General features: G+C 43.9%; 15 protein-coding genes and 1 rRNA gene. 3 read left to right on the top strand and 13 right to left on the bottom strand.

Annotated features, from left to right (window positions below; genetic code table 11):
- From IQ211_RS04005 to pepQ, 5 genes are all read right to left on the bottom strand, one after another.
- Positions 1 to 369: ribosomal RNA gene (locus tag IQ211_RS04005) — 16S ribosomal RNA — on the bottom strand; the annotation flags it as partial.
- A 391-nt stretch (positions 370 to 760) separates the two neighbouring features.
- Positions 761 to 1,303 (bottom strand): menaquinone-dependent protoporphyrinogen IX dehydrogenase, encoded by a 543-nt coding sequence (gene hemG, locus IQ211_RS04000; RefSeq protein WP_189759031.1) that lies wholly within the window; start codon positions 1,301 to 1,303, stop codon positions 761 to 763.
- A gap of 50 nt (positions 1,304 to 1,353) precedes the next feature.
- Complete coding sequence (gene trkH, locus IQ211_RS03995; protein ID WP_189759032.1) at positions 1,354 to 2,805, bottom strand: Trk system potassium transporter TrkH; 1,452 nt, start codon at positions 2,803 to 2,805, stop codon at positions 1,354 to 1,356.
- A gap of 36 nt (positions 2,806 to 2,841) precedes the next feature.
- Positions 2,842 to 3,453 carry an IMPACT family protein gene (locus IQ211_RS03990; protein WP_099131520.1) on the bottom strand — a complete coding sequence of 204 codons (612 nt, stop codon included), beginning with the start codon at positions 3,451 to 3,453 and terminating at the stop codon, positions 2,842 to 2,844.
- On the bottom strand, positions 3,453 to 4,787 hold the full coding sequence (gene pepQ, locus IQ211_RS03985) for a Xaa-Pro dipeptidase (protein ID WP_189759033.1): 1,335 nt from the start codon (positions 4,785 to 4,787) through the stop codon (positions 3,453 to 3,455). Before pepQ ends, IQ211_RS03990 begins: the two co-directional genes overlap by 1 nt.
- Positions 4,788 to 5,060: 273 nt before the next feature.
- On the opposite strand from pepQ, the gene fadB reads away from it, so the two are divergent.
- Together fadB and fadA are read left to right on the top strand one after the other, a co-directional pair.
- Positions 5,061 to 7,247, top strand: coding sequence for a fatty acid oxidation complex subunit alpha FadB (gene fadB / locus IQ211_RS03980; protein ID WP_189759034.1), 2,187 nt, complete (start codon positions 5,061 to 5,063; stop codon positions 7,245 to 7,247).
- 11 nt (positions 7,248 to 7,258) lie between these two features.
- Positions 7,259 to 8,422 (top strand): acetyl-CoA C-acyltransferase FadA, encoded by a 1,164-nt coding sequence (gene fadA, locus IQ211_RS03975; RefSeq protein WP_189759035.1) that lies wholly within the window; start codon positions 7,259 to 7,261, stop codon positions 8,420 to 8,422.
- A 179-nt stretch (positions 8,423 to 8,601) separates the two neighbouring features.
- On the opposite strand, the gene fre is transcribed toward fadA, so the two are convergent.
- Together fre and ubiD are read right to left on the bottom strand one after the other, a co-directional pair.
- Positions 8,602 to 9,303: an NAD(P)H-flavin reductase gene (gene fre, locus IQ211_RS03970; protein ID WP_189759036.1), complete on the bottom strand. Its 702-nt coding sequence runs from the start codon at positions 9,301 to 9,303 to the stop codon at positions 8,602 to 8,604.
- 10 nt (positions 9,304 to 9,313) lie between these two features.
- Entirely contained in the window at positions 9,314 to 10,786 is a 1,473-nt protein-coding gene (ubiD, locus tag IQ211_RS03965) for a 4-hydroxy-3-polyprenylbenzoate decarboxylase (RefSeq protein WP_189759067.1), read from the bottom strand.
- 355 nt (positions 10,787 to 11,141) lie between these two features.
- Between ubiD and rfaH the strand changes: the two genes are divergently transcribed.
- Complete coding sequence (gene rfaH, locus IQ211_RS03960; RefSeq protein ID WP_189759068.1) at positions 11,142 to 11,630, top strand: transcription/translation regulatory transformer protein RfaH; 489 nt, start codon at positions 11,142 to 11,144, stop codon at positions 11,628 to 11,630.
- A 52-nt stretch (positions 11,631 to 11,682) separates the two neighbouring features.
- On the opposite strand, the gene hemB is transcribed toward rfaH, so the two are convergent.
- The 6 genes from hemB to ubiJ form a co-directional block, all read right to left on the bottom strand.
- A complete protein-coding gene (gene hemB, locus IQ211_RS03955) occupies positions 11,683 to 12,699 on the bottom strand; it encodes a porphobilinogen synthase (protein WP_189759037.1) in 1,017 nt (338 codons plus the stop codon).
- 117 nt (positions 12,700 to 12,816) lie between these two features.
- Positions 12,817 to 13,605 (bottom strand): Sec-independent protein translocase subunit TatC, encoded by a 789-nt coding sequence (gene tatC / locus IQ211_RS03950; protein ID WP_189759038.1) that lies wholly within the window; start codon positions 13,603 to 13,605, stop codon positions 12,817 to 12,819.
- Between the two features lie 3 nt (positions 13,606 to 13,608).
- On the bottom strand, positions 13,609 to 14,091 hold the full coding sequence (gene tatB, locus IQ211_RS03945) for a Sec-independent protein translocase protein TatB (protein WP_189759039.1): 483 nt from the start codon (positions 14,089 to 14,091) through the stop codon (positions 13,609 to 13,611).
- Between the two features lie 3 nt (positions 14,092 to 14,094).
- A complete protein-coding gene (tatA, locus tag IQ211_RS03940) occupies positions 14,095 to 14,361 on the bottom strand; it encodes a Sec-independent protein translocase subunit TatA (protein WP_189759040.1) in 267 nt (88 codons plus the stop codon).
- Between the two features lie 236 nt (positions 14,362 to 14,597).
- Positions 14,598 to 16,235, bottom strand: coding sequence for a ubiquinone biosynthesis regulatory protein kinase UbiB (gene ubiB, locus IQ211_RS03935; protein WP_189759041.1), 1,638 nt, complete (start codon positions 16,233 to 16,235; stop codon positions 14,598 to 14,600).
- Positions 16,222 to 16,890, bottom strand: a complete 669-nt coding sequence (gene ubiJ, locus IQ211_RS03930; protein ID WP_223281638.1) for a ubiquinone biosynthesis protein UbiJ — start codon at positions 16,888 to 16,890, stop codon at positions 16,222 to 16,224. The genes ubiB and ubiJ overlap by 14 nt, the downstream gene beginning before the upstream one ends.
- Position 16,891 lies beyond the last annotated feature (1 nt).

The raw sequence follows: 16,891 nt of genomic DNA, 5'->3' as shown, positions 1-16,891 counted from the left end.
CAATATTCCCCACTGCTGCCTCCCGTAGGAGTCTGGGCCGTGTCTCAGTCCCAGTGTGGCTGGTCATCCTCTCAGACCAGCTAGGGATCGTCGCCTAGGTGAGCCATTACCTCACCTACTAGCTAATCCCATCTGGGTTCATCCGATGGCGTGAGGCCCGAAGGTCCCCCACTTTGCTCCTCAGAGATTATGCGGTATTAGCCACCGTTTCCAGTGGTTATCCCCCGCCCTCGGGCAGATCCCCAGACATTACTCACCCGTCCGCCGCTCGCCGGCAGGAAAGCAAGCTTTCCCCCGCTGCCGCTCGACTTGCATGTGTTAGGCCTGCCGCCAGCGTTCAATCTGAGCCATGATCAAACTCTTCAATTAAAAGTTTGATGCTCAAAGAATTTCACTGTTAGTTCGTAATGAATTAACTGCTTAGTCACTCTTTAAGACTTTAATCTTTTTGCCTTGCGGCGATTCGATAGTCTCTTGCGAGTGCCCACACAGATTGTCTGATTAACTTGTTAAAGAGCGTTGGCAACCGGAAGCGTCTTCCGGGTTGCGAGGCTGCGTATCTTACGCTTTCCTCTTACCGTGTCAAGCCTTATTTTTCAGGGCTTTTCACGTTGTCATCCCGACCGGTTTGTGTGTTTGTCGTGACAACGGAAGCGCATTATAGGGAGTTTTACGGCGCTGACAATAGTTTTTTTTAAATTTCTTTCTGTTCGTGGTTTTTTTCCTCAAAACGAGGTAATAACCAGCAGAAAGACTGTTTTTAAGGCGTTTTATCACACGTTATTTGCAAAAATTTCTCAGAAAAATGATCTACCTGTTCCCAATCGGTGTATTCGACTTCTTTCGTCGTATCTGTTTCTCCTCCGGTCATTCGCATAATGAACTGAATCATGATGCGATCCAACCAACGATAACGTGGATAAAGTAGCGCTCCCGCAAAAACTTCGCATAAATCAGGTTGCCACGGACTTTTTATTAAAAACTTACGTACATAAGCGTTCGTTTCTGGCGTTCTTTTTTCTGGCTTTCTCGCCGTTAAGTTGACGCCAAAGAAAGCTGCTGGCATTTGGTTCAATTGTTGTTGATGGCGAATGACAAAATCATACAATACAGAATTGAAACGGCCATAACGTATCGACGCACCTACCATTACTTTTTGGTAAGGCGTCAAATTGATTTGTTTCACGGTAGAAAGATCTCTTAATTCACACTTAATACCAGCACGACGAAGGTTCTCTGCGATACGGGTAATAATTTTTTTAGTCTGTCCATCTTGGGTAGAATAAAGCAGCAAATAACTCATAGATACGCCCTTATTAAACAGAGAATCACATATAAAAATTCAATCGTTCACTATTCACGCCAAAAAGTCGGTGTAAACAACACCAATAATGTGAACACTTCCAAACGTCCAAATAACATAGTGACAACCAATATCCATTTAGCCGCCGGATTCATGGTTGTAAAGTTATCAGCAACCACTCCCAAACCGGGTCCCAGGTTATTCAGTGTTGCGGCGATGGCAGAAAAAGCAGAAAATTCGTCAACACCCGTTGCGATCAATAACAACATACTGACAACGAAAACCAGTGCATAAGCAGAGAAAAAACCCCAAACTGCTTCAATAATTCGTTCCGGTAATGCTCGCCGTCCCAATTTAATGGTATACACCGCATTCGGGTGCACTAATCGCTTTAATTCACGTGATCCTTGCAAGAATAGCAACAAAATGCGGATAACTTTGAGACCGCCTCCCGTTGAACCCGCACATCCCCCTATAAATGCAGAACATAGCAGCAGAAAAGGCAGAAAAAGAGGCCAATTGGCAAAAGAGTCCGTTGTAAATCCGGCTGTTGTCGCCATGGAGACAACTTGAAAAAAAGCGTGATTCAATGCTTCCCATTCTGATTCATAAACAGAATGTTGCCATAATATCAGCATACAGATTGCCAATAGTGCCAACTGGATAGTAATGAACATCCGAAATTCTGGATCACGCCAATACACGTTCAAGCTTCGTCCAGAAAGAACCGCGAAATGCAAACCAAAATTACAGCCCGAAATCAATAAGAAAATGGCAATAATCGTGTTGATGGCTGGGCTATTGAAAAAACCGATACTGGCATCATGGGTAGAAAATCCACCAATAGCGATGGTAGAAAAACTATGAGAAATCGCATCGAACACCGGCATCCCCGCAGCCCACAATGCCAGGGCACAGGCAATGGTCAACAAGACATAAATCAGCCAAAGCGTTTTTGCCGTTTCTGCAATACGAGGACGCATTTTATTGTCTTTCAATGGCCCTGGCATTTCTGCACGATAAAGCTGCATTCCCCCCACACCAAGCAGAGGTAAGATCGCCACAGCCAAAACGATAATCCCCATCCCCCCCAACCATTGCAACATTTGTCGGTAGAACAAAATAGCCTTGGGAAGGGAATCGAGGCCAACAAGCGTCGTCGCGCCAGTAGTCGTTAGGCCAGAAAATGATTCAAAAAAGGCATCGGTGACTGAAAGATTGGGTTTTTCAGAGAAAATGAATGGCAATGCCCCCACGCTTCCCAACACAGTCCAAAATAGGACAACAATCAAAAAGCCCTCTTTCGGCTTGAGCTCAGATTTTTGTTCGCGATTAGGTACCCACAATATTAAACCAATGACGAGAGCAAAAATGAATGTCTGGCTAAATGCCCTGCCTGCGCCATCGCGATAGATCAATGCGACCAGCCCCGGAATAATCATTGTGACAGAAAAAAGAATGACAAGTAGTCCAACAATACGGGTTATGGCGCGAAAATGCATTCGGCTGGTTCCTTAGAAATCCGATATGAAGAATAGTTATGATTTTGGTGTTAAAAACAAAGCACCACGGCTCAAGTCCCGTAATTTATCACCTATCTCACCAACAAGGGTAGCTGGCAGCGAGACTTGCAACGTGACATTTTCAGCATAATCACTGGCGATCACCTGCCCAGAAAATTGGTGTAGCAACTGTTCTACCATTGAAATATGCGAATACTCACACTGTAACTGGTATAACTTCTGCGGTACTTTGTATTCGGTTTGCAACAACTTCAGAGCTTGTTGTACCCCATTGCCATAGGCTTTGACCAAACCACCCGTACCAAGTTTTATGCCACCAAAATAGCGAACAGATACAGCGGTAATTTCCCCCAGACCACTTCCGATTAATTGGGCAATCATCGGCTTGCCAGCGGTTCCAGTAGGTTCGCCATCATCAGAAAACCCTAACTGTTGGGAATCATCCGGCGCCCCTGCCACAAAAGCCCAACAATGATGCCGAGCATCAGGATATTGCTCTTTAATACTTTGGATAAATAACTTAGCCTCATCCACCCCGCTGGTATGCTCCAGCAGGGTAATGAAACGACTCTTTTTTATTTCTTCAGTAAAGCTGACTGAAGCCGCAGGAATTAAATAAGGCTTCATTACGATAATTGTAATTCTCTGGTCATATTTTCAATTTTTCCATCGTGAATAACGATGTTATCTTCAATACGAATACCACCATAAAGCTTCAACATTTCGATTTTTTTCCAATCAAAATGTTGACGATATTCGCTTTCACGCCACTGCGCTAATAATGTTTCAATGAAATAGATCCCAGGCTCAATGGTCAAAACCATTCTTGGCTCCAGAATACGGGTGCAGCGCAAATAAGGATGCTTCTCCGGTGCTGCCAGATGAGTTCCGCCATCATCTTGCATAAACCCAGCCGCATCATGCACTTGCAAACCTAAAGGGTGGCCGAGTCCATGTGGGAAAAACGGCGTCGTCAATCCTGTCTCAACCATACCTTCTTCACTGATCCCATGAACAATATCATGTTTTTTCAGTATCCTGGCTATACGTTGATGCATATTAATATGGTAGTCGGTATATCGAACTCCCGTTTTAATTGTGCCAATGAGCGCCTGTTGTTCTTCATTCAAATCCTTTATCAGTGAAGCGAAATCGTTATGAGATTTTGCTGCATAGGTTCTGGTGATATCCGCGGCATAACCATGATATTCCGCTCCCGCATCAATCAAGAAACTGCGTATTTCCGAAGGCACTCTCTGCTGTAATTTGTTGTAGTGCAAAACAGCCGTGTTTTCATTCAGAGCAACAATATTATCATAAGGAACATCGGTATCACGGTGCCCTGTTGCCATCAAATAGAACATATTGATTTCGAATTCGCTCACACCAGACAAAAATGCATCATAGGCTGCCAGATGACCATTAACAGCGGTTTTCTGGGCCTCACGCATACAAGCCAATTCATAATCTGTTTTATATGAACGATGATAATGCAAGTAGTCCAAGACAGCTTTTGGGTTGATATTGTGCTCAAGAATACCCAAGGATTTAGCACGCTCCGTTTGTTCACCAATATAAGCAGCGTTCTGTTTTGATAATCCATTCAGTTTAATGCTGATATCTTCAGCTTTTGCCAAATGAATCATTTCTATGTCTTCAGTCCAATAGCCACTAGGTAGTGGCTCTACACTGTGCCAGTAGTCTACCGGTGAATAAAACCAGAGCTTAGGTTTATTGACACCATCAATCCACAACCAGCAATTAGGCACTTTGGTCACAGGTACCCAAGCCTTAAAGTGTGCATTTACCTTAAACGGATAATGGCTGTCATCCAGAAAAACCCGTAATGATTCGCCCGAATGAATAAGCAAGGCGTCAAACTGAGTTCGTTCTAAGATTTCTCGGGCACGTTTTTGTAAAATTTTAATATGTTCTTGGTACAGAGATGCCAACTTTTCCATCTTAATTAGCCTTTTGATTTTTTGGCAGGAGCTTAAATATTACCACAATTCATTATCGTCGGAGCTATCACGTAAAAAACGTACTCTCTACAACCAAACCAATATGGTTATATTTTTCAAAGCATTAACAAAATATATTGTTCTCTGCCATAAATCTTACCTGTGATCCGCCCTACAAAAAATTAATCATCAGTTTGCATTAAATTAACACAGTAATCACAATCAACTGCATCTGGTCATACCAGAAGGTATGCGCTCATTGAGGAGAATGACATGCTCTACCTAAGTGAAACTATTCAAGTAAAATGGCTAAAAGATGGCATTGCTGAACTCATTTTCAATGCACCGGCTGCAATTAATAAATTAGACTCAAAAACGGTCACTTCACTGGATAAAGCCGTTGCGACCCTTGAGCAAGAGACTAAACTAAAAGGGTTACTGTTACGCTCTGAAAAACAAGCTTTTATTGTTGGTGCTGATATCACAGAATTTTTATCGCTATTCAGTTCACCAGCAGAAAAACTGCATGAATTACTGAATCTCGCTAACAATATCTTTAACCGTATAGAAGATCTCCCTGTTCCGACTATTTCGGCTATCAATGGCTATGCCCTTGGCGGTGGCTGTGAATTGGTACTTTCAACAGATTTTCGTATCGCATCCCCCGATCTTCGCATTGGATTACCAGAAACTAAATTGGGCATTATGCCGGGATTTGGGGGTTCTGTTCGCCTGCCACGCTTGATTGGCACAGATAATGCTCTCGAAATCATCTCCGCAGGAAAAGATATTGGTGCTGAAGAAGCGCTGAAAAATGGCTTGGTAGATGCCGTCGTTTCTGCTGAAAAACTGGTTGATTCTGCCGTTTCAGTTCTGGAACAAGCCATTCGAGGAGATTTAGATTGGCAAGCCGCCCGTCAGCCTAAATTGTTGCCTCTGACTCTCAATGAGATCGAACGTACCATGAGTTTCACCGTAGCAAAAGGTATGGTAATGAAGGTTGCTGGCCCGCATTATCCAGCACCAATCACAGCGGTAAAAACCATTGAAAAAGCCGCTACACTCGGTCGCGAGGAAGCCTTAAAACTGGAATCAGCCAGTTTTGTATCATTAGCGCACACCTCTGTCGCTCATGCGTTAGTCGGCATCTTCCTGAATGAGCAATATGTTAAAGGGCTGGCGAAGAAACATCTGCAAACCGTTACAACCCCTGAACATGCGACTGTACTGGGTGCCGGTATCATGGGGGGCGGTATTGCCTATCAATCAGCGCGCAAGGGTATTCCTGTCTTGATGAAAGATATTAATCAAAAAGCGCTGGATTTAGGTATCAATGAAGCGGCCAAATTGCTGAATAAACAGTTTGAACGGGGACGTTTAGATGCCATGAAGATGGCCAAAATTCTGGCATCCATCCAACCAACCCTGAATTATGCTGGTATTGAACAATCCCAAGTTGTTGTTGAAGCTGTAGTTGAAAATCCCAAGATTAAAGCTGCGGTTTTGGTAGAAACAGAATCACATATCAGCGATGACTGCATTCTGACTTCCAATACCTCCACTATCCCAATCACTGAATTAGCAAAATCGCTAAAACGCCCGGAAAATTTCTGTGGTATGCATTTCTTCAACCCAGTACATCGTATGCCGTTGGTTGAAGTCATCCGTGGAGAAAAAACTTCAGAGAAGACTATTGCAAGCGTTGTCGCCTATGCCAGTAAAATGGGTAAAACACCAATCGTTGTTAACGACTGTCCTGGCTTCTTTGTAAACCGCGTATTGTTCCCTTATCTGGCTGGTTTTGGCATGTTGCTACGGGATGGCGGCGATTTCCGCCAAATCGACAAAATCATGGAAAAAGAATTTGGCTGGCCAATGGGCCCTGCATATCTCATCGATGTTGTCGGTATTGATACTGCTCACCATGCACAAGCTGTCATGGCTCAAGGTTTCCCTGACCGCATGAGCCGCGATTATCGGGATGCCATTGATGTACTATTTGAAAATCAGCGTTATGGTCAGAAAAATGGCGTTGGTTTCTATAAATATACTCAAGATAAAAAAGGTAAACCGAAAAAAGAGCTGGATGAAACTACCGATCAGTTACTGGCAAGCATCAGCAAACCGAAACATACTTTCTCTGGTGAAGAGATCATTGCCCGAACCATGATCCCAATGATTAACGAAGTTGTTCGCTGCTTAGAAGAAGGTGTCATTGCCAGCCCAGCAGAAGCAGACATGGCACTGGTATATGGTTTAGGCTTCCCTCCATTCCATGGTGGCGTTTTCCGTTACCTGGATACCATGGGAACCGCAGCCTATGTGAAGATGGCAGAAAGTTATGCTCATTTGGGCGCACTCTATCACATACCCGCTGGCCTGAAAGCAAAATCCGAAAGCAATGAAAGTTACTACCCTGCACCAGCAGAACTTGCTGTTAATCCAGGTGAAAAAGCGTGAGGTCTGAAAACATGGAAAACGTAGTTATTATTGATGGTATCCGTACCCCAATGGGGCGCTCAAAAGGTGGTGTATTCCGTCAGGTCCGTGCCGAAGATCTCTCCGCACATCTGATGAAGTCAATACTCAAGCGCAATCCTGCCGTTAAGCCTGAAGATATTGATGATATCTCGTGGGGATGCGTGCAACAAACACTGGAACAAGGGTTCAATATTGCCCGCAATTCTGCTTTACTGGCGGGCATTCCTCACTCAGTCCCCGCGGTAACCGTTAACCGCCTCTGTGGTTCTTCAATGCAATCACTGCACGACGGTGCCCGCATGATCATGACCGGTGATGCCAGTGTTGTTATGGTCGGCGGTGTTGAACATATGGGACATGTTCCCATGACACACGGTGTCGACTTTCATTCCAAATTAAGCCGTAACGTTGCTAAGGCAGCAGGTGTGATGGGATTGACGGCAGAAATGCTGGCTAAAATGCACAATATTAGTCGCGAAATGCAAGATGAGTTTGCCCTGCGTTCTCATCAACGGGCAGCACAAGCGACTGAATCCAAAGCTTTCGCTAACGAAATCGTTCCTATATATGGACATGATGCTGATGGGAATATGAAACTCGTCGATTTTGATGAGGTGATCCGCACAGATGCTAATCTCAAAGGTTTGGCTGCACTGCGTCCCGTTTTTGATCCTGTCACTGGAAGTGTGACTGCGGGTAACTCCTCAGCGCTTTCCGATGGCGCCTCTGCCATGCTGATCATGAGCGAAAGCAAAGCTAAAGCGTTAGGATTAAAACCTCGCGCCCGTATTCGCTCAATGGCAGTGGTTGGTTGTGATCCTTCGATCATGGGTTATGGCCCTGTGCCGGCCACACAAATGGCCTTGAAAAAAGCCGGCTTAAGCCTGACGGATATTGGCGTCATGGAATTGAACGAAGCATTCGCTGCACAATCCTTGGCCTGCGTAAAAGGGTTGAATCTGCTGGATAGTATGGATGACAGAATCAACCTGAACGGTGGTGCTATTGCTCTCGGTCACCCATTGGGATGCTCTGGTACTCGCATTACAACCACCTTGCTTAACTTGATGGAAAGTAAAGATGTTCAGTTCGGGCTATCAACCATGTGCATCGGGTTAGGCCAGGGTATAGCCACGATTATTGAAAGAGTATAGTCATGAAAATTTGGCTATAAAGCATAGCTGATGATTAACATTGATGACTTTTAAAAATTAACGTTTTTCCCTTGTCTGTCTTATCTATTGCATCACTCTAGTAAGTTGTTGCCATAGTTTCCCGCCTGTCAGGGGCGGGTTTTTTTATTCTTGCGTCTTATCTTTTATCGGCAAATGGCTCAAATAAACTCAAATGCATCCCCATACATGCGTTCGATAGATGCATCACGCTCACTACAGAACCGTTCACGGGCAATTTTAGCCATCTCAAAGCGACCAGCAATGTAGATATCATGGTTTGCCAAACTGCCGAAATCTTCCAAAACCGCACTCAGAACTGTCCCCGTTCTTCCGCGCCAGTGTTCATCAACCTGTTCAACTACCGGTACAATGGTCAAATTAGGATAGTGCTCACTTAATGATTGCAACTCCCCCAAATCATACAGATGTTGCAGCTCTCGTCCTCCCCAGTAAATGGAGATTTCGCGATTAGGATTTTGTTCCAATGCAGACAATAAGATAGAGCGTGTATATGAGAATCCTGTTCCACCAGCAATCAATAACATCGGGTTTTTGCTGTCTTCACGAAACCAGGCCTGGCCATGTGGAATATCAATATCAATGACTTTCTGATCCAGAATTCTATCCATTACCGCCATCGCATAGAGATTTAGCTCAGAAGTACCAATATGCAACTCAATGATCTGTTTTTCTGATGGTGGTGATGCCATGGAGAAAGGACGCTTATCCCTCTCATCCATAATCACCATTAAATATTGCCCCGCACGGAAAGAAAAAGGCGAATCAGGTAATAAACGAACCCGATAAACTGTATCTGTAATGGAGTCAACCGATGTTACTTTACAGCTTAATATTGTCATGCGTTCCCTCTTATCGCTTCAAAATATCTAATTGATCCCAAATTTCATCGACACGGGCCCGAATCTCATCGCTCATCACAATCGGACGCCCCCATTCCCTTTGTGTCTCTCCTGGCCATTTATTCGTTGCATCTAATCCCATTTTTGAACCTAACCCAGAAACAGGGGATGCAAAATCGAGATAGTCAATGGGTGTATTTTCCATTAAGACAGTATCTCTCTGCGGGTCCATTCGCGTTGTTATCGCCCAGATGACATCATTCCAATCTCGCGCATTGATATCATCATCACAAACGATAACAAATTTTGTGTACATAAATTGTCTCAGATATGACCAAACTCCCATCATTACTCGCTTGGCATGGCCTGCATACTGTTTTTTGATTGTAACGATAGCGAGTCGATAAGAGCAGCCCTCTGGCGGCAAGTAAAAATCCACAATTTCAGGAAATTGTTTTTGCAATATTGGCACCAATACTTCATTCAACGCAACCCCTAACACCGCAGGTTCATCCGGTGGACGTCCGGTGTAAGTAGAATGATAGATAGCGTCACTGCGTTGGCTAATATGGGTTACCGTAAATACCGGGAACGTATCTACTTCGTTGTAATAGCCGGTATGATCACCATATGGCCCTTCTGGGGCCATTTCGCCTGGCTCAATATAGCCTTCAAGGATAATTTCAGCACTGGCCGGCACTTCCAGATCATTAGATATACATTTAACGACTTCCGTTTTATGTCCTCGTAATAATCCAGCAAACGCATATTCAGACAAAGTATCAGGAATTGGGGTAACCGCCCCCAATATCGTGGCAGGATCGGCGCCCAAGGCAACGGACACGGGAAAACGTTCCCCCGGATGTGCCTGACACCACTCCTGAAAATCAAGCGCACCTCCACGATGTGATAACCAGCGCATAATCAGTTTGTTTTTTCCCAATACCTGTTGGCGGTAGATCCCCAAGTTCTGGCGCTCTTTATTAGGCCCCTTAGTCACCGTCAACCCCCAGGTAATCAAAGGGGCGGCATCTTCTGGCCAACAATGCATGACTGGAATACGGGTAAGATCCACCTCATCCCCTGCCCAAATTTGTTCCTGACAAGGCGCAGAGCTAAGGCGTTTGGTTGGCATATTCAAGACCTGTTTGAACTTAGGCAGTTTATCGACCAAATCACGAAAGCCTTTTGGCGGCTCAGGCTCTTTAAGGAAAGCCAATAGCTTCCCAACATCATGCAGTGCCTTAACATCATCCTGCCCCATCCCCATGGCAACACGCTTAGGTGTACCAAACAAGTTGCACAAGACAGGCATCGAATATCCCTTAGGATTTTCAAATAATAAGGCGGGACCACCGGCACGAAGAGTACGATCTGCGATTTCAGTCATTTCCAGGTATGGATCAACTTCCATACGAATTCGTTTTAATTCACCTGATTGTTCCAACAAGGAAAGAAAGTCTCTTAGATCGCGATATTTCATAGTGTTCATTCGTGCCGATTTTCAAGGAGGGAAAGCCATTATAATCCCTCCCATGAGGGTTACAAGGAAAACTCATAACCTGCTAAAAAGCAATGAATTTAAGGCAATAATTAATACATATACCAATCGCCTTTCAAGATGCGTCTTATATCTCCCGCTAGGCGGGGAGATATAAACCATCACATTGATGTGCAAGCTGCAACTTGAAGTTGGATTGGCATAAACTTTGACTGAAAATAAGCACGGTAAGAGATAAAAATACGGCTCACACTTTAAATAACTTCTATCTTTATTGATGACCCCTTAGCACTGGTTTTGTTATGCTAAACATTCTACGCAATGGAGTCGAAATATGATGGGAAATTGGTATCTTCTTTACTGTAAACGTGGGCAAGTCTCTCGGGCAATAGAGAACTTAGAGCGACAGGACGTGATTTGCTTAACACCTACAGCCAAAATTGAAAAAATCATTCGAGGTAAACGATCCATCGTTACTGAACCTCTGTTTCCCAATTACCTGTTTGTCCATTTTGATCCCGAAATTATTCATACTACAACCGTTAACTCAACCCGAGGCGTCAATAATTTCGTTCGATTCAGCACTTATCCTGCCATTGTTCCACAAACATTAATTGATGAATTAATGTCTGTTACTGAGCAAGAATATATTGCACCTGAAACCCCAATTACGGGTGATACTGTCCTGATCACTGAGGGAATTTTCGAAGGCATTCAGGCAATTTATAATGAACCGGATGGGGAAACTCGTTCCATTCTCTTGCTAAATATTCTCAACAAAGAAGTTTCTAAAGTTTTAGACAATAAATATTTCATCAAAATTTAATCAGAAGACGGGCAAAATTGCCCGCCTTTATATCCCCTGGCTATTACAATAATCAGTATCTTTGTTCATGCAGCCATTGCGCTACACGCTTGGCAAAATAGGTCAGAACACCATCTGCTCCCGCCCGTTTGAAGCATAATAATGATTCCATAATCACGGGCTGCTCTTTCAACCAACCATTTTGAATGGCCGCCATATGCATGGCATATTCACCCGAAACCTGATAGGCAAATGTTGGTACACCGAAAGTATCTTTTACCCTGCGAATCACATCCAAATACGGCATACCAGGTTTAACCATAACGCTATCTGCACCTTCCTGTAAATCCTGCGCAATTTCCTGCAACGCTTCATCACTGTTCGCAGGATCCATTTGATAGGTCATCTTATTGCCACCTTTCAAGTTACCGCTGGTACCAATCGCATCTCTAAATGGCCCATAGTAACAAGAGGCGTATTTCGCAGAATAAGCCATGATTTGGGTATTCACATAACCAGCCATCTCAAGCTGCTCACGAATAGCACCAATACGGCCATCCATCATATCGCTTGGTGCGACAATCTCAGCCCCAGCTTCAGCATGGGATAATGCCTGCTTGACCAAAATATCTTTGGTCACGTCATTGATAACATAGCCATCCTGATCAATAACACCATCTTGACCATGGGTAGTGAATGGATCGAGTGCTACATCCGTCAAAAGCCCCAATTCAGGAACAGCATCTTTCAGGGCTCGCACAGCACGCTGGATCAAGCCATCTGGATTATAAGCTTCTTTCGCATCCAACGATTTCTTATCCGCTTCAATGGCTGGAAACAGGGACAAAACAGGAATACCCAGTCGGGCAATCTCTTCTGCTTCTTTCAGCAAAAGATCGATTGTCAGACGATACACTCCTGGCATTGAAGACACTTCCTGACGCTGATTTGTTCCTTCCATAACAAATACAGGATAAATCAGATCATTAACAGTAAGTTGATTTTCAGCAACTAAGCGGCGGGAAAAATCATGACGGCGCACACGGCGCATACGACGACCGGGAAACGCCCCCGGAAATACATAGCTCATATTGTTCTCCTAATGTAAAACCCAGCGACAAAGCGCTGGGTTAATAGCCATCGTTTCATGATAATGATATTAACACCATCAATCAGTTCACGATAATTATGAATGCCTGACATCAGATTATTTTTTAAAATTGTCACCAATATCACTGTCTGCTTTATCTTCTGGATTAATAAAATTACGCCGTTCCCATTTACCAGCATAGAACTGCGAAAGCAGAATCCCCAGTTCAAATAGCAAATACATAGGAATAGCCAGCAGAGTCTGGGAGAAAACATCAGGAGGTGTTAACAACATCCCAACCACAAACGCCCCAACTAAAATATAAGGACGTTTTCTCTTTAGTGATTCTGGTGTCACTACCCCGCTCCAGCACAGCAAAATAATGGCAATAGGTATTTCGAATGAAACCCCAAAAGCCATAAATAGCGCCATGACAAAGCTTAAATAATTGCTGATATCCGTCGATATTACGACCCCAGCGGGCACGGTATTGATAAAGAAACCAAACGCAATGGGAAAAACAATAAAATATGCGAATGCCATTCCCAGATAAAACAATATGCTACTGGAAAACAGTAAGGGCATAATCAAACGACGTTCGTGCTTATACAGTGCCGGTGCAATAAATGCCCATACTTGATAGAGGATCATCGGTGCCGAAACAAAAATAGACACCATAATGGTCAGTTTAATTGGGGTAAAAAAAGGTGATGCAACATCTGTTGCAATCATATTGGCGCCTTTAGGCAATTGTTCCATTAAAGGCGCTGCAATAAGCCGATAAATGTCATTGGAAAAATAAACTAATGCCAGAAAGACTACCAGCACAGTAATTAGACTATTTAAAATCCGCTTACGCAGTTCAATTAGATGACTGATAAGAGGTTGGGTATTATCCACAGACATGTTTCAGTGTTCGCCATTTGCTTGTTCAGGAAGTTTTCTTTTCTGCTGCTCTGGTATTGTGCTCGATTGCTCTGCAATCACGGGTTCCAGACTGGCCTGTTCTGAATTCGAGTGCCTTGCAACCGATGGGGACCCAGAAGAATGAAAATGCGTTTCGTCTTCCTCCAACTCCCTCATTTCATCCGGTTTCAACTGATAGGTATTTTTCAATGATTCAGCCGCTTCCTTCAACTCCTCCATTGAGGCTTTCAGTTCTGGCGAAAGTGATTGCAGGTCGGCTTTTTCTTCCATTTTTTTCAATGTGTCCTGAAGCTCTTGCAATTTTAGTTCCTGAGCAAGTTCATTCTGAACATTAGCCGCCAGCGAGCGCAATACTCGAATCCATCCAACCACTGTTTTGACCGCAATAGGCAAACGTTCCGGCCCCAAAACAACCAAGCCAATGATCATCACTAACAGTAGCTCACTAAAACCAATGTCAAACACGGTTTATACCTGCTCTTTGTCTTTACTTTTACTCTCTGATTTTTCAGATTGCGCAGCCGTGGACTTTTCAGTCAGGTTTTTAGTTTCGAACTCGGCATCCTGACTCATTTTTTCCGGCTGCTGTGACTTGTCATCATCACTCATTGCCTTTTTAAAGCCCTTTATTGATTCGCCCAAGTCCGAACCCAAGGTACGAAGCTTATTAGTACCAAATAACAGTACGACAATGACGGCAATGATGAGCAATTGCCAAATACTTATACCACCCATACTGACCTACCTCTATTCATCAGAATATTACTCGTGATTTATACGCATCAAACTTCAAGTCGCAATTTACAACACGCTATGAAACCTGATTACTCCCCGCTTTGCGGGGAGCAATCACACGCATCTTGAAGTGAGATTGGTATAATTATAAACGACGAACTTGATGTTCAAAAATAATGCAATTATATCAAGGTTCGTGGCAAAATTACCTTCATTTAATATTCATCATTACTGAATTATTGAAGTTTACTTAAATGACGCCAGCCCAATCCCCATGATGCAATGCCGGCCCCTATCATTCCCCATGCCAAGTGTTTCTGCTCTATAATGAAAAACAAACTACCACAGATAAAGAGAGTTGCACCAATCCCCAATAAATAAAGAGATTTGCGTTGTCTGAGCTGTTGTTGCCTGAATTGTTGCGATATTTGATCAATGCTGCTCTGCAAACGTCGGTGCTGCTGAAGCGAGCCATATACCAGCTCTGGAAGCTCTGGTAACTTTTCCGCCCAATAAGGCGCTTTTTCTTTAAAGGCACGCACAATAGCGGGAAGCCCAACCTGATCATGCAGCCAATCTTCCAGAAAAGGTTTTGCTGTTTTCCATAGATCAAGCTGAGGATAAAGTTGACGCCCCAAGCCTTCAACATACAACAGCGTTTTTTGCAGCAAAACCAGCTGGGGCTGAACTGTCATATTAAAACGACGAGCGGTATTGAAAAGGTTTAGCAGAACATGCCCAAATGAAATTTCAGCCAGTGGTTTTTCAAAAATGGGTTCACACACGGTACGGATAGCAAATTCGAAATCCTCCACATTGGTATCTGCCGGCACCCAACCAGAATCGACATGCAGTTCAGCGACCCGACGATAATCACGATTGAAGAAAGCAATGAAATTTTCGGCCAGATAGCGTTTATCATCTTTATTCAAAGAGCCAACAATACCGTAATCGATACCGATATAAGTAGGATCTTCTGGTTTGTCATAACTGACGAAAATATTACCGGGATGCATATCTGCGTGGAAAAAACTATCGCGAAATACTTGGGTGAAGAACACCTGAACACCACGCTCAGCCAACAATTTCATATTGGTGTTCTGCGCCTCTAACGCTGCAACGTCTGACACAGGAATGCCATAAATGCGCTCCATCACCAAAACATTTTCTCGGCAATAGTTGGGATAGACCTCTGGCACATAGAGCATAGGACTATCTTCAAAATTGCGCCGCAATTGAATCGCGTTTGCAGTTTCACGCAATAAATTCAGCTCATCAAGCAGGGTTTTTTCATATTCTCTGACAACTTCACGCGGACGAAGACGACGACCATCAGGTAAAAGGGGAACCAAATTTGCCAGACGATACATTAACCGCACGTCAGCTTTAATTACAGGCAGAATATCCGGGCGGATCACCTTTAGGACAACCTCTTTGCCATTCTCCTTCAACCGAGCAGTATGTACCTGGGCAATAGAAGCGGAAGCCAATGGTTGTGGATCAAAATCCTCAAACCACGTTTCCAGTGCTCCCTCTAACGCCGTTTCAATTGATTTTCGTGCCACTGCACCGTCAAAGGGAACCACCCGATCTTGTAACATCGAAAGTTGATCTGCGATGGCAGGTGGGAACAAGTCACGACGCGTGGAGAGCATCTGGCCAAATTTGATCCACACTGGGCCGAGTTCTTGTAATGCTAAACGCAAACGCTCGCCGAGAGGTTTATCCTTATGCTTATTAGGTATCCAAAACAGGAAATAACGCCCAAAACGTAACGGCCAAGTCAAACGAATATTCGGGATGAGTTCATCCAACCCGTAAGAAAGAAAGACCCGGATGATAAAGTAAAGTCGTCTAATTTCACTGGGTGTCATGTTTTCCCTCCAGGGCCGCCAACCGTTTTTCGAGTTGGTTTATCTGATTGGCAACGGCATTAACTTCTTCACTGAAATAAGCCACTTCCAGCGCACTGGGAACCATTTCCCATTCTTCCGTCAATGATTCGGTGAAATGCGTTTTCTTCCTTGCAATGGTATTGCTGGCAAATTCAAAACTTTTCTTCACCATCCGGGTAATGCCTTCCGCAGCAATATCACCAACATAAGGGGAGAGGTAATGCGCAGGATCCCACTCTGACATATCCAACAAAGCAGACCATTGTTGAATCACCTGCATGTCCCCTTCAATGATAATTTCACCGCGGTTAATCAGGGCTGAAAGGCACTGGCGATCCCGTAGCTTAAGTAATGCAGGGAGCGTTGTTTTCATCGAGCAATCCACTGGCTCTGACCATTGACTCAAAACATCCACTCGTTTCTCACTGAATATCAGTATCAAGGGGGAAGCGATTTCTTTCAGTTTGATAGACAGTATCTTACCGGCCAATCTTAAGCGGGCAGGTTTTAATACAGCTTCTCGATATAAAAGATGATTCAAGGTTGTTTCCAGAAAGGCCGTTACTACCGGAAACAACACTTTTTCATTTGAGATCGCAAAAGCCATATTATGGCTTGATGAGGGTATTTCCATC

The organism is Xenorhabdus griffiniae (genome assembly GCF_015163655.1).
GTDB classification, from domain to species: Bacteria; Pseudomonadota; Gammaproteobacteria; order Enterobacterales; family Enterobacteriaceae; genus Xenorhabdus; species Xenorhabdus griffiniae.
Note: the sequence above shows the minus strand (reverse complement) of the source record. Positions and strands in the feature narration are given on the sequence as shown.